At 48.4% G+C, this 13943-nt stretch carries 12 protein-coding genes; 4 read left to right on the forward strand and 8 right to left on the reverse strand.

Features of this window, described 5'->3' with window-relative positions; genetic code table 11:
* Nucleotides 1-192 precede the first annotated feature (192 nt).
* Genes AL515_RS04700 through tssD form a run of 3 tightly spaced genes read left to right on the forward strand, consistent with a single transcriptional unit; the run spans nucleotide 193 to nucleotide 1553 of the window.
* A complete protein-coding gene (locus AL515_RS04700; protein WP_061067169.1) occupies nucleotides 193-555 on the forward strand; it encodes a tlde1 domain-containing protein in 363 nt (120 codons plus the stop codon).
* A complete protein-coding gene (locus AL515_RS04705; protein WP_061067170.1) occupies nucleotides 555-1061 on the forward strand; it encodes a hypothetical protein in 507 nt (168 codons plus the stop codon). Before AL515_RS04700 ends, AL515_RS04705 begins: the two co-directional genes overlap by 1 nt.
* Nucleotides 1062-1553 (forward strand): type VI secretion system tube protein TssD, encoded by a 492-nt coding sequence (gene tssD / locus AL515_RS04710; protein ID WP_061067171.1) that lies wholly within the window; start codon nucleotides 1062-1064, stop codon nucleotides 1551-1553.
* 81 nt (nucleotides 1554-1634) lie between these two features.
* On the opposite strand, the gene symE is transcribed toward tssD, so the two are convergent.
* From symE to AL515_RS04740, 6 genes are all read right to left on the reverse strand, one after another.
* Nucleotides 1635-1979 carry an endoribonuclease SymE gene (gene symE / locus AL515_RS04715; protein ID WP_061067172.1) on the reverse strand — a complete coding sequence of 115 codons (345 nt, stop codon included), beginning with the start codon at nucleotides 1977-1979 and terminating at the stop codon, nucleotides 1635-1637.
* 222 nt (nucleotides 1980-2201) lie between these two features.
* The gene (locus AL515_RS04720; protein ID WP_061067173.1) at nucleotides 2202-5468 is read right to left on the reverse strand and encodes a type I restriction endonuclease subunit R; all 3267 of its coding nucleotides are present in this window, start codon (nucleotides 5466-5468) and stop codon (nucleotides 2202-2204) included.
* Between the two features lie 94 nt (nucleotides 5469-5562).
* Entirely contained in the window at nucleotides 5563-6927 is a 1365-nt protein-coding gene (locus AL515_RS04725; RefSeq protein WP_061067174.1) for a restriction endonuclease subunit S, read from the reverse strand.
* Nucleotides 6917-8536: a type I restriction-modification system subunit M gene (locus tag AL515_RS04730; RefSeq protein WP_061067175.1), complete on the reverse strand. Its 1620-nt coding sequence runs from the start codon at nucleotides 8534-8536 to the stop codon at nucleotides 6917-6919. The genes AL515_RS04725 and AL515_RS04730 overlap by 11 nt, the downstream gene beginning before the upstream one ends.
* Before the next feature lie 28 nt (nucleotides 8537-8564).
* Complete coding sequence (locus AL515_RS04735; protein ID WP_061067176.1) at nucleotides 8565-9914, reverse strand: McrC family protein; 1350 nt, start codon at nucleotides 9912-9914, stop codon at nucleotides 8565-8567.
* Nucleotides 9915-9919: 5 nt separating this feature from the next.
* Nucleotides 9920-11980 carry an McrB family protein gene (locus tag AL515_RS04740; RefSeq protein ID WP_105242144.1) on the reverse strand — a complete coding sequence of 687 codons (2061 nt, stop codon included), beginning with the start codon at nucleotides 11978-11980 and terminating at the stop codon, nucleotides 9920-9922.
* Nucleotides 11981-12146: 166 nt separating this feature from the next.
* Here AL515_RS04740 and AL515_RS04745 point away from each other — a divergent pair, with 166 nt between their 5' ends.
* Nucleotides 12147-12539 carry a hypothetical protein gene (locus tag AL515_RS04745; protein ID WP_061067177.1) on the forward strand — a complete coding sequence of 131 codons (393 nt, stop codon included), beginning with the start codon at nucleotides 12147-12149 and terminating at the stop codon, nucleotides 12537-12539.
* Between the two features lie 45 nt (nucleotides 12540-12584).
* Here AL515_RS04745 and yjiA read toward each other — a convergent pair whose 3' ends face one another.
* A complete protein-coding gene (gene yjiA, locus AL515_RS04750) occupies nucleotides 12585-13541 on the reverse strand; it encodes a GTPase (protein ID WP_061067178.1) in 957 nt (318 codons plus the stop codon).
* A gap of 12 nt (nucleotides 13542-13553) precedes the next feature.
* Complete coding sequence (locus tag AL515_RS04755; RefSeq protein ID WP_003830038.1) at nucleotides 13554-13748, reverse strand: YbdD/YjiX family protein; 195 nt, start codon at nucleotides 13746-13748, stop codon at nucleotides 13554-13556.
* Between the last annotated feature and the right edge of the window lie 195 nt (nucleotides 13749-13943).

Genomic DNA, 13943 nt, shown 5'->3' on the forward strand with positions numbered 1-13943 from the left:
ACCGGGCAATTCAGATTGCCTGCTGCTTCACCGTTATCTAATTATTCAGAATAAGAGTTATTTGTTCGAAAAATAAAAATATATGAGTTATAAGTATTCTGAATTTTAATAATTGTGACCTTATGAACAAATTTAATTTTACGATTAAATATGATAAGTGTGATTATTATATTTTAAAGGGGGTAAAATCATATGACATGGGAATATAAAGTATCGACAGGTATACTGAGCCATAACGGTGAGTTAATTGCTTATTGCTACAGTGGTGCCGGTGAATCAAAGGATAAACCAAACTGTGAACACATACGTAACAAGGGCCCCATTCCTCGAGGTATTTATTTTATTGCGGGATGGAATAATCACAAAAGCCCCTCCGCTATCATCCTTGAACCTATTGCAGGGACCAATACTTTTGGCAGAGATCATTTCGAAATTCATGGCGATAAAAAAGGGCTGCCACCTGGAACGGCATCTGCAGGGTGTATCATTATGAATGGACAAGATAAGCGCCAAACCATTTACGATTCGGGTGATACAATTTTGGTGGTAAGATAATGAAATTTATTATTATCTTCTTTCTGTTTATGCTTTCGGGTGCCTCCTGCGCTGCAGAGCATACTGCACCTCAGCTTCTGCAGATGATAAATGAAAAAGGAGCAAATGCTGTTGTACACACACTTTATAATGACAATGAATCAGAATGGTGGAACCATATTATTCCTGAAATTAGCAAAGGTAATAATGACTGGTTAACGGTGGCCAGTGCTCTGGAATCAGGAGTAGATGCTAGCACTGCGGAAGATTTGCAGGGGGCTGTATCTGAAGCCATTCCACATAACCCCGCCGGTGTTTTGGCTATTCTGAACGATAAGAGACCATTGCTGACTATTGAGCAGATATGTGCATTTGCCTCTTTCACTGAGTCAGAAGAAGAAATGAATAAGCTATTTGTTAATTCCATCAGGGAAATGTATAAGATCAAAACGGCAGAAGGGAAACGGTGTATTGCGGTTATGATCAATACTGTCGAAAATTCTGTTCCATTTAATAAGGATTCATAAATGGCTATCCCTGGATATATGTCACTAATCGATGATGCTGGTAATGTTATCAAAGGTAGTGTGATGGTAAAAGACCGTGAAAATCAGATCGAGGTTTTAGGTTTGTATCATAATGTGAGTTACAACTCTGACTTGCATAATGGAAGGGTGTTGAGTAAACGTCAACATCGTCCATTTTTAATTGAAAAGGAAATTGATGCTTCTAGTGTGCTTTTGTATAAAGCATTAAGTACCGGAGAAACATTAAGGAAAGCGGCTATTGATCTCTATCGAATAAATGATGCTGGTCAGGAAGAGGTCTATTTCACGATAATCCTGGAAGATGTGAAAGTCGTTACGATTTTTTCACTGATGCACGATGTTAAAGATCCTTATTACGAAAAACAGACCCATCTTGAACTTGCTCAGTTCCGCTACAAGAAGATTACCTGGCACTATCATGATGGGAATATAGTCCACTCTGATGATTGGGATTATCGCTTAGGGTCTTGAGTAAATGGCTGTGGATAAAATGATGTCACGCAATCAATACACGGCGCTTATACTCCTGAGCGCCGTCTGGCATCTTAGAAGTTATCCCTGCTTGCGCGACTTCGCCGAAATTACGTCGATAAACTCCTGCACCTGCCGTTGCTTACGCGCGGACAGCTTGCACACCCGACGCAGCGACTGCAGTAACGCGGGCTCTTCCGGCTCCGGCAGTTTTGCCGTCAGCACAATGCAGCCTGGCATCACTCTGACATCGAATGGGGTTCCGGTGGTAAAACCGGCGGCGGCCAGCCACTGGCCTTTCATAATAATTGCCGGAACATGCGTGTAATCCGGATAACGACTCGCATAAGTCACGGTGCCCGGGCGATTATTTGCCGGCGAGACTTCTGGATCGCACGGATCTGCAATAGAATGGACGGTAGTCATAATGGCTATTCCCTAAAATAGTGATTGTGATTAGCGAGGCGCTCGTGTTCCACCACGGGCACCTTGCGTTAAATAACACCTGTAAATCTACCCAGTAAATAAAACTAAAGCCAGCTGAAAATAGACAAAAATAAAGACGTTACTGGAAACATTGATGGGGTAATTAAATTGAAGGGAAATATAAAACAGGCCGGATAAACACAGCGTCATCCGGCCATAAAATTAGTGCACGGTATTAATATGGTGCTGCTTAAAATTCTCCGCCTGCGCCAGCACACCCATATACACATCGTCATTCGCCACCGGCGGGAACTTGTGTTTATGCAGCAGCAGAATCAGCTCTACCTTCAATTTCGCTTTAATATCATCACGCTTGCTCCAGTCGGGGTACTTCGACGTGTTATCGACTACTGCCTTCATCTCTTTCGCCAGCGCCAGCATCTTGTCTTCTTCGTAGGTGAACTGATACTTATCGCGCATATGCGCCAGAATGTCGTAAAAGGCTTTCTCTTCAATATCAATCCCCATCTCGGCATAGGTGCCCATTTCGGTTTTAATATCGTAGATAATATCGGTCATCTCCTGGCTGAAGGTATCAAACTCTTCACCGTTGAGGACGTCATCTTCCCGGCGCTCGTTGTATTTATCCATAATCGACTGGAAACGACGGGTGAAATTAACCCCCTGTAACTGGTTAACCTTTTTAAAGTCGCTGATGGCTTTTTCCAGCAGTTTTTGCAGCAGCTGGATTTTGGTAGCCGGCAGCTTGATCTTATTAATACGCGCCAGATAATCGTCGTCGAAAATATCGATCGATTCCGCTTTCTTGTCGCCAAGGAAAAACAGCTCTTCCACGCCGTCGGCTTTCAGCGCCTCGGCGATCATCTCGCGCACGCGGGCGTTCATCTGCGTGACGTCCGGCGCATCGCCTTTGGTCAGCTTGAAGACAATGGAGCGCACGGCAATATAGAAATGGATATGGTCGCGCTCGGCCTGCGACAGCGCCTCGCTGCCGCAGCAAACGTCATACGCCGCTTTCAGACGCTTCACCAGCCCCATAAAGCGGCGTTCCATCTTCTGGGTGCGCATCACAAATTCTGCCGCGTTGTTCAGGCAGGCTAACTGCGCTTGCGGCTCGCCGCTGAAATAGGCGCGACTGTCGAAATCGTGGAACACCTGTGTGAGCAGATCGAGATGATTTTTCACCTCAATCACCGATTGCTGAATATCTTCAAAGTTGGTGGCATCGATGCGGGAATACATCGCCAGCGCCTGGTTCATCTGGCGTTTAATGCCGATATAGTCGACGACCAGCCCTTTGCTTTTGCCTTCCAGCTTGCGGTTAACGCGGGAGATGGTCTGGATCAGGTTATGCTTTTGCAATGGCTTATCGATATAAATGGTGTCCAGCTCCGGCACGTCAAAACCGGTCAGCCACATGTCCACCACGATGGCGATTTTGAAATTCGACTTTGCGTTTTTGAACTGTTTATCCAGCTCTTTGCGGTACTCTTTACTGCCCAGCAGATCGTATAGCTTGCCGTCATCGTCTTTGCCACGTGTCATCACCATCTTGACCATTTCGGACGGCGGCAGCTCTTTCTCTTCCTGCTCGGTCAGCTCAACTCCATCCGGGGCCTGTTTCACCTCAAACCATGCCGGACGAAAGTCTTTCAGCTGACGATAGAAATCCCAGGCAATTTCGCGGCTGGCGCAGACAAACATCGCTTTGCCTTTCACCGTTGAGCCTTCGGCGACACGTTTTTCATAGTGTTTCGCGAAGTCTTCCGCCAGCGCCTTCAGGCGATCGTCATCACCGAGGATGGCGTTCATGGTGGCGCTGGCTTTTTTACTCTCGTCGATTTGCCACTCGTTGGTGCCCGCGTCAGCGCACTCTGCGTAATACTTTTCCACCTCTTCCAGCTTGCGGGCATCGAGGATGACCTTTGCCGCGCGGCCTTCGTAGACGATGCGTACCGTGATCTCATCCTGCACGGATTCGGTCATGGTGTAGCTGTCGACGATGTGGCCAAAGACTTCCATCGTGGCGTCGATAGGCGTGCCGGTAAAACCAACGTAAGTGGCCTGCGGCAGCGAGTCGTGCAGATATTTAGCGAAACCGTAGGTCTTGCGCACCTTGCCGCTCTCTTTATCGACGATCACTTTCTGATCGAGGTTGACCTGGCTGCGGTGCGCTTCGTCGGAAATACAGATGATGTTGCTGCGCTCGGAGAGCAGTTCGGTATCTTCGGTAAATTTATGGATGGTGGTCAGGAAGACGCCGCCGCTGTTGCGACCGGCCAGTTTCTCCCGCAGATCCTCGCGGCTGGTGACGGGTACTACGGTGTCGTCGCCGATATAGTTTTTGGCATTGCACATCTGCGCTGAGAGCTGATCGTCGAGATCGGTGCGGTCGGTGATCAGCACGATCGTCGGGCTAGCGAACTCGACGCTTTTCATCAGCAGGCGGGTTAAGAACTGCATGGTGTAGCTCTTGCCGCAGCCGGTCGCGCCAAAGTAGGTGCCGCCCTTGCCGTCGCCGAAAGGTTTACGCGCCCGTTCGATGCTGTAGTACAGCTTGCGCGCTGCGTAATACTGCGGGTAGCGGCAGCAAATTTTCACTTCATGTTTGGCTTTATCCGGGAAGCAGATAAAGTTTTTGATCACGTCCAGCAGGCGGACCGGATGAAACAGCCCCTGAATCATCGAGTGCAGGGAAGGGATGCCGTCCTGCTCGCGGTTTTCATTACCGGTGACTTTACGCCAGGAGTAGAAATATTCGTACGGTGCAAACAGGTTGCCCATGCGATTATTGACGCCGTCGCTGATAATGCACAGCGCGTTATAGACAAACAGCTGGGGAATATCGCGGCGATAGCGAGTACAGAGCTGTTTATACGCATCGCCAATATTGGCTTCCTGCTCGCGCACCGCGCTTTTAAATTCAAATACCACTAACGGCAGGCCGTTGATATACAGGATGGCATCCGGAATGCGCGGCTGGTTTTCTTTGCCGGTGATAGTCAGCTGATTGACGATTTTCACCCGGTTCAGCGGCTGGGTAAGATGATAACTGGCCGGTGTTTCCGCGGCCTGTTGCAGCGGAACCTCTTCGGTATCGAACAGTTCGCGCAGCGCGGCGGGCAGGTGCCGGGTATCGAGCAGTTCGATATAGAGATCTTTTTGCTGGCGATCGTCGCGTTTAAACAGAAAACCGTTGGCCAGCCAGGCGCAGAAGGTTTTATTGCTTTCATAGAGATCGGAAGCGGGCAGAGTAGTGAACTGCTTGATCAGCCGCTGGATCTCTTCTTCGGTGATACCGTCAGCCTGATAGCGCGCGGCGAGGTAATGACGAAGATCGTCTTCGATAATCACCTGATCGAGGCTGGAACGCGGCACATTGTCGCCGATCAGGTGCTGATAGCCCTGATCCTGTAACAGTTCAATTATCGCCTGTTCTAACTTCGCTTCACTGAATGAGAGATGCATATCCCGCTCCGGCCCTGGCTGAGTTTCTGGTAAGGGTTCCTGTAACAGAGAAAACCTTAACAGAAAGCCCCTGATTTTTCAGGGGCAAAATGCGTTATGCGGGTTCGGTTTGAGCTACTAAGTTTGGCAGATCCTCCAGGGACAGCTCGCCGGAGATGAGTTTTGGGAGCAGGGTGTCGCGGAGATTGATCAAATCGCTTAATTGTTCTTTTGTTGCACGCATTTTTTGGAAAAAAGGAATAATTATTTCATTAAATGCGGTATTAATATTATCTGGCGCTTTTAAAAACTGTATTGATCCCATATTTTTTTGATTTATCTTCATTTGTACTGCCCCTGTTACAAATGCAGATACATTGCACTGAGACATAAACAACATTAGCTGCTCTGTGGATATTTTATCTTTGCCTTTTAATACATGAGCATGATTATTTACCCAGGATTTCCCCCATATATATTGAATAAATGGAGTATTATCATCTTTTATTACAGAACCATCCTCTCCAACTAAAAGGAGGATATCATCAAAGATATATTCATTAATATAGTCCATGACTGATGTTGCCCCATAATAGGGTATATTGCCAGGTTGTTTTTGACACCTTTCTTGTTTTGAAAGCGGTATTCTTTTTGAATCAAGACATAAATAGACACTACTAAGGTTTTTAAAGCACCATGCCTTTGGCACCCAACCCAACTCTGTTTCTTCAAATTCAGATGGGAACAGTGCACGAATATCCGCCGGAAGTGGTTTGAAATCTGCACTATTGCGGACTTTTTGACGCAGTTCGGCGCGAGATTGCAGCGCTTCCGGGATTGGGTTTCCCGCATCCAGCGCGTTATCAATCACCGGGTCGAAATCCACAAACCAGGATTTGAACAGGGTTTGGGACATTTGTTCGAGGGTTTGGTTGATTTTATTACTGCTTTCTATCTTTTTATCAAAACTCTCTAATACATTTGCGATAGATATTTGTGTATGCAAAGGAGGTTTAGGAACTTGTAAGTCTTCAATCATCCCTTTCGTTAATGCATTTCTCGTTGCACCAGCGCTAGCAAGTGTTAACAGCAGGGCTTGCTGGTAGGGACTTGATAAATAATATCTAAGAAAACGAGGGTCAAATGCATCATTTTTAGGACGAATTATAGCGACATGTTGGTTAACTCGAGCAGGTAGGAATGCTCTTGGAGCGATACATACACGCGCAACCGAGTCGCCAGTGATGTTTAATAAAACATCACTTTCCTGAACATCTACATTTTTAAGTTTAAACGCAGCTTCATCAGTAATAAAAACTAATCCATTAGTATTAAAACCATCGTTATAAACATTCTGGCTGCGAATAAAATATGTATTGCCGGTATCAGTGTAAACACTATTACCGCCTTTAGGGGTAGCCCCACTGCCAATTTTTATACAGTAGTCACCAAGACGCACTGTTTTCCACTTACTCCCCATAACCCAACGCCTCCAGGTTCTGGCGAATGGCTTTATCCAGTTCTTCCGCCTGCTTCATCTGCGCAAACAACGTCTGCGACAACTCGCGCATTTTGGTTTCAAACGCCACGCCGTCGTCTTCCTGCTCGGCGGCACCGACGTAGCGGCCCGGCGTCAGCACATAGTCGTTAGCCTTGATCTCTGCAATGGTGGCAACCTTGCAGAACCCGGCCTGATCTTCGTACTGCGCCAGCTTGCTGTCGCCGCGCTTCACACGTTCTGCCAGCTCTTCCGGCGTGCTGCGCCAGGCGTGGTAGGTGTCGGCGATGGTGGCGATATCGTCTGCCGTCAGCTCTTTGGTGGTGCGATCAATCATACTGCCGAGGTTACGCGCATCGATAAACAGCGTTTCGCCCTGACGGTTGCGGTAGCCTTTGGCCGGATCGGCGGCTTTCGATTTGGTCATAAACCACAGGCACACCGGGATCTGGGTGGTGTAGAACAGCTGACCGGGCAGGGCGATCATGCAGTCGATCAGATCGTTTTCGATCATCTGCGCGCGGATCTCGCCTTCGCCGCTGGTGTTGGAACTCATTGAGCCGTTCGCCAGCACAAAACCGGCGGTGCCGCTGGCCGACAGCTTGGAGAGCATATGCAAAATCCAGCCGTAGTTGGCGTTGCCGGTTGGCGGCGTGCGGTAGCCGGCAAAGCGCGGATCTTTGGTCAGCTCGGCGTCGTTGCGCCAGTCTTTCAGGTTAAACGGCGGGTTGGCCAGGATATAGTCGGCTTTCAGGTCCGGGTGCTGGTCGCTGAAGAAGGTATCCGCCGGGCGCTCGCCGAGGTTGGCGGAGAGGCCGCGAATGGCGAGGTTCATCTTCGCCAGCTTGTAGGTGGTGGCCGTCAGCTCCTGGCCGTACAGAGCAATATCGCGGCTTTTCCCCTGATGGCTTTCAACGAACTTCACCGACTGGACAAACATCCCCGCCGAGCCACAGCAGGGGTCATAAATTTTGCCCTGAAACGGTTCGAGCATTTCGGTCAGCAGTGTGACCACGCATTTTGGCGTATAGAACTCACCGCCGCCTTTGCCTTCGGTGGCGGCAAACTTGCCGAGGAAGTATTCGTAGACGCGACCGACCAGGTCTTCTTTCGACAGCGCTTCCACGTCGGTTTCATGGGCCAGCGTTTCGATGTTGTCGATGGTATCGATCAGCGACGCCAGCTTCTTGGTTTCCAGATTCTGACGGCTGAAATAGTTGTCCGGCAGCGCGCCTTTCAGAGTCGGGTTGCGCTTCTCAATGGTCGAGAGCGCGGTATCGATGCGCACGGCAATATCATCCTGCTTGGCGTGCTGCTTGATGAACGACCAGCGCGCCTCTTCCGGCAGATAGAAGATGTTGTCCTGCTGATAAAAGACTTCCATTTCAAGGAAATCGCCCTGGCCTTCGTCTTTCATCTTCTGACGGCGGGCTTCAAACTTATCGCTGATAAATTTGAGGAACACGAGGCTTAATACCACGTGTTTGTACTCGGAGGATTCAACGCTGCCGCGAAGCTGGTTCGCGGTATCCCATAATGTGTCTTCAAAGCCTTTCTTTGCTTTGGCTTTTTTAGTTGGTGCTTTGGCCATGATGAACTCAATCAGGAAAAATTTGGGGCTATTGTAACGATAAAGAAGGTGAATTTCCGCTTTCTGTGAGACTTAACTTCGCGGGCATCAGTAAGCGAGAATTCAGCAGATGGGTTCCTGTTTCAAAGGGAACAACCCACAACCGCAGTATTTTACCGCCAGAGTGGTGATACTCAAACGGGCTTTCCAGTGGGGCAGAAAACCCCTCATGCTTCGGATAAATGAGTACCATATCGCCTTCCCCCTGCAGATGATTCACCCCATAGGCCAGCATCTGGTACAAATCACTTTGTGACAGGTTGTATTGCGCTTTCTCCGTTTTGATGAGCTTCCATTTCATATCACAGATGACGGGTGACTTGTCCGACTCCTCTCCCGGAATAAGCCAGATATCCGGTCTGAGCTGGAACAGAGGAGATGCGCCTTGATGCACAAGATAATGCGATCTGGACTGCGCTTTAACCTGCCAGAAAGGCTGGCAATGCTGACGCAACCAGGCGGTGACGAACGCTTCAAAGACTGCTTCCATCGGGAAAAGAAGCGAGAGCGCTTCTGCGTTGCCCTGCATACAATGCGGTGACTGCCCCGTCAGAATAAGCCGCGCCCACTCCAGCGCATTGTTGTAATACGCCATGTTTCTGTCCAGGCGGATTTGTTTGAAAGCGATTTCGACGTTATGTACTTCAGGAATAGGTTCGAAAAGTGCCTGCAGGCGACTGAGTGATTGCAGCAGTACCGGGTTATTCGTATAGCTATACACTTTTTCAATCGCCGTTTTAAGCAACCTGTTTTCTGGGCGCTCCACGCGATATTCATCGTATTCCACAAAAAAACGATCACGACGGACGCTGTTTTTTTTGAGTTGCTCGCTGATAAGCAGTTTACCCTTTAGCCATGCGAGGTTTTCCCGCTGACGCAGATAATCGTGTTTAAGCCCTTTCTGCACGACGACGTCCAGGCTGGAAATAAACTGCTGAATGAAAATATCCATCAAGGTCATCCGTGATGTCATGACGCCTGCAGATGAGGAAATGACATGGCGGAATGTTTTTAATGTTTTCAGCATCATCAATAATTGCTGTCGGGCGACGTTTTTATCGCCTTGCTGCCCACAGGTTTTAGGCAGCACTTCAATAAATCGTTTATGGGGAAGGGCAATCACCCCAACATAGTTTTTGACCTGAATGACTTTCACGCCGGACATTGTTCGCAGAGAAAGCAGCCGCTGATCGTCACTCTCTTTGTCCTTCAGGCATCGTTGTTCGAGCCAGAGGAATGCGGCCGGGGGGACAGGCTCTGCATCGCAGAGCTTTGCTTTGTCTGCGTCGCTGACCAGATAGCCATATTCAAACACGGTGTATGCATTGCCATCGGACATTTGTGTTACTCCGTCGCGCTGGCCTGAACATCATAAATTTGCCGGTATGCCAGAGGGTTGTCCCAGACGCTATCGCTGTCTTTGCATAACTGATAATTGACGCCAGCCTCTTGTAAATCATCTGTCGCGGTTTTGCCAAACAATGTGGCTAAATCATTCTGGTTTTCAATTGAGCGAACAAAACGCAGCGCTTCGTCTGTTTTTTGGTTATCGCCAAGGACCAGACGGATTTTTTGCCAGTCGTTATAGAAATATTCTTCCAGTAGCGGGAGCACTTTATTCTTCATGACACGCTTCAATTTCTTAAATGCTTCCGCAGGGGAATCTTTTTCCTGAACAACAGGAATAAAAAAAGCATGTCCCAGCGTATGTTCGCTGTCATAGAGTGCCTGGATACGGGCATTTAGCGTTGAAAGGAGTGCTTTGATATCAATGCCCTGAACCTCTGTGTCGTTTAACACTGAGATATCAGGCATGAGTGCTTCGAATTCAAATCGGCGGCGAAGCGCGGTATCCAGCGCCGTGAGAGAACGGTCCGCTGTGTTCATTGTACCAATCAGGAAGAGATTATTGGGAACCGAGAACGGTTTGGGAGAATAGGGGAGGCTGACGCTCAGTGCCTCGCTCTCACCCGCACGCTTTGAGGTTTCAATCAGAGTGATTAGCTCACCAAAAATTTTAGAAATATTGCCACGGTTAATTTCGTCAATAATTAAGACATAGTTTTGTCTTTTCTTCGATGATGATACTTCTGGTGAAGCCGGGAGATGCCATGTCTGGAGCAGATGGTTCAAAATGCCGCGAACGTAAGAAATATTATAGATATTCTCTTTTTCTCCTTGATACAGACGACGAATATTTTCAATCGAGGCGAGATACCCACTGCCTAGCTGGTTATTTTTCGACTGCGCCGGGAATACGCGGAAGGTGCTATTGTTGGCATACGTTACGCGAAACAGACTGCCGTTGGTGGTTTTCAGCATGATGCCATCTTGCTCGGCGCATTGAGCTTTGAGCTGCTCTATAGCGTCATCCAGCGCTAATTGTACGGTAGCATCACCAAAGGCTGCATCTTCACATATTTGTTTAAATACGCCGGGTTTGACGTCATAGCGAATGCTTCCATCATCGTTGGTTTCTGCCCGCAATCCTTCTATAAACTCTTCATAGCCAAAGCTCTGATGGAATGTGATAAATCGAACACGTTTTTTCTCTACAAGCGTATCGTAGATTTTTTTTAATTCTCTTCGGCGCTCCGATTTTTCTTTCCCATCCAACCGGGTAAAGGCTTCCGGTTCACAGGCTCGTACGGCGATTTCAATGGTTTTGTAGGTTTTACCCGTTCCGGGCGGACCGTACAGGATCAGGTTTCTGGGGGGAAGAATATCGTCTGGTGCGGAGTCTTGCTCTTCATCTGCTGAAGGCGCGATTTCGGTTACCGCGTTACTGTTATCTTCTATTTCCGTTTCGTACAAATGCCAAAGAGACATGTTGAGTTCGATGTCATCGGGAGTGTTATCCAGTGTTCGGGCGAAGACGGCTTTCAGTAACAGGTTTAATTTAAACCACTTCAGCGGCGACCATTCCCCATCTTCTGGTAACCCGAGCTGGAAACGGTTGTTACAGTAGTTATAAACCCGAAAGAAAACGCCTTCATTGATAATGCTGGTAACCTGTGAGGGGTAGAAGGCTGCAAAAGTGCGGCTACAAAGTGCACGATAGAATTTCTTCAGTTTTCCTTGCTCTTTTAGGGTTTGTAAGCGTTGGTGAGCTTGCTCAAACACCTCAACAGAACAACCAGAAGCAATGAGTTTAGTGAGTTCGCGAAGATCATCTTTGGCATGAACAAACTCTTCATGGGACATCCCGCCCTGGCGCAGGCTGGCAACTTTATTGTCGCGGGTATACCAAAGATCCTGAATGGTTTGATCGGTAAAATCAGGTTTTTCGCGTTGCACCCTTGCGATAATTTCCCGATATCCCGGCCCCCATTCACTGTTGTTATCATTATTCTTTTGTGCGAACAGCCGAAAGAAAGGCGCTAAAGACTGCAGATCCTCTACCATATTCTCAGTTCCTTTTATCATTATTTATATGATGTAGTGATGTTTTATACTATGTTTCAAAGAGTTAAATTAGTCTGTTTCTATTTTTTGAGAAGTATATCTAAATTTCATCAGTCATTGCTTGCAATAATTCATGAGGTAAAACTGAACGAACAAGGAGGGATTAATGCGCGATTTTAGCTCTGGTGATATTAACGGAGATGTGACCATTAATGATCATTCGAATCAAACAAATTATAAGTTATTGATTCATTGTGATAATGAAGAACTTCTGGCAGAAGAAATGCACCGAATAAAAGTCTTACGAAAGGAGCGCAGAAGGAAATCGAAGGTAATGTTCAAAATTCTCTCAGGGTGCGGGCTGTTGTTACTGTTTGCAGGGGGTTGGTACTTGCTTAAGGGGCAATTAGACATGGTTTCGGCATTGAGCGGGTTAGGTGGGGTAATTTTAACTTTTGCCACATTATCTGGCGCAGATACTCCAAATGCTTTCGAGAAAAGACAAATAGATGCTCTTGATGAAATTAATACTCTTTTGAGAGAAAGAGATGTCAGATAGATAAGCATAGCCCTGCTTACAGAGGGCTATACAAGTAAGCATTGATTACTTCTTCAACCCCGCAAATGCCGCTCTGATCTCGTCTTCCGGCAGATTAATGCCGATAAACACAAGCGTGCTGTACGGTTGTTCGTCGCCCCACGGGCGGTCCCAGTCGGCGCTGTACAGGCGCTGGACGCCCTGGAACAGCAGGCGGTTTGGTTCGCCTTCAATCCACAGCATACCTTTGTAGCGCAGCAGTTTCTCGGCAGATTCCAGCAGCAGGTTTTCCATCACCCGGGATACGTCGCTGATGTTGACCGGGTAATCCAGCTCGACGACGATCGAGGAGATATCGTTTTGCTTGTCGGCGATAAAGTGGAAGCGCGGTTTGGTGCTGACCACGTTCTCTTCCAGCATAAAACCGTTGGTGTCGAACAGCAGGGAGAGGTCGATATCGCCATGCGTGACGGTATACACCGGGGCGCGGGCATTGATGCGCGCCAGGCGCTCACGCAGTTTTTCGCTTTCACCTGCTACGTCGGTTTTGGTCAGCAGGATGCGGTCGGCGTAGCCCACCTGCGACTGAGCGATGGTGAACTGGTTCATCTGTTCGTCGGCATGTACCGCATCAACCAGAGCAATTACGCCGTCCAGCAGGTAGCGTTCGCAAATGACTTCGTGGGAGAAAAAGGTCTGAATAATCGGGCCGGGATCGGCCATGCCGGTGCATTCGATCACCAGACGGTCGAAATTGATGGTGCCTTTGTCGAGGTTGTCGAGCAGATCGAGCAACGCGTCTTCCAGTTCGCTCGAACGGGTGCAGCAGATGCAGCCGTTGGTCAGGGTTTTGATCTGTGTTGCGCGATCGCCAATCAGCTGATCGTCCACCGAGACTTCGCCAAATTCGTTTTCGATAACGGCAATTTTGTAACCGTGCTGCTCGTTGAGAATATGGCGCAGCAGGGTGGTTTTACCCGCGCCAAGAAAGCCGGTGAGTAGGGTAACTGCAATCGGGGTCATTCATTTCTCCTTCTAACAGCAACTGCTTCCGCCGCTACCGTAGCGGGCTTCCTGGCGCTCGCGGAAGAATTCTTCGTAGGTCATGTACGGCTTATCGGGATGGTTGGTCTTCATGTGCTCGACGTAGTTGTCGTAGTCCGGAATGCCAATCAGCATCTTCGCCGCCTGACCGAGATACTTTTTTGCCTGACCTAAAGTACCAAACATAAAACGCCCCGGATATATGTTGAGCTCGTAGATGCAGGCTATTTCACTTGCCATTTTGACCGCGGGCAGTGCTCGCAATCCTCACGTACAGCGTGTACGCTCCGGTTGCTGCGCGCTGTCCGCGGCCAAACTGACTGCGCCAATTACGCCTGCGGCACTAAGTGATGTAGGCCGGGAGCGCAGCGCGCCACCCGG

The organism is Citrobacter sp. FDAARGOS_156 (assembly GCF_001559235.2).
GTDB lineage: Bacteria > Pseudomonadota > Gammaproteobacteria > Enterobacterales > Enterobacteriaceae > Citrobacter > Citrobacter youngae.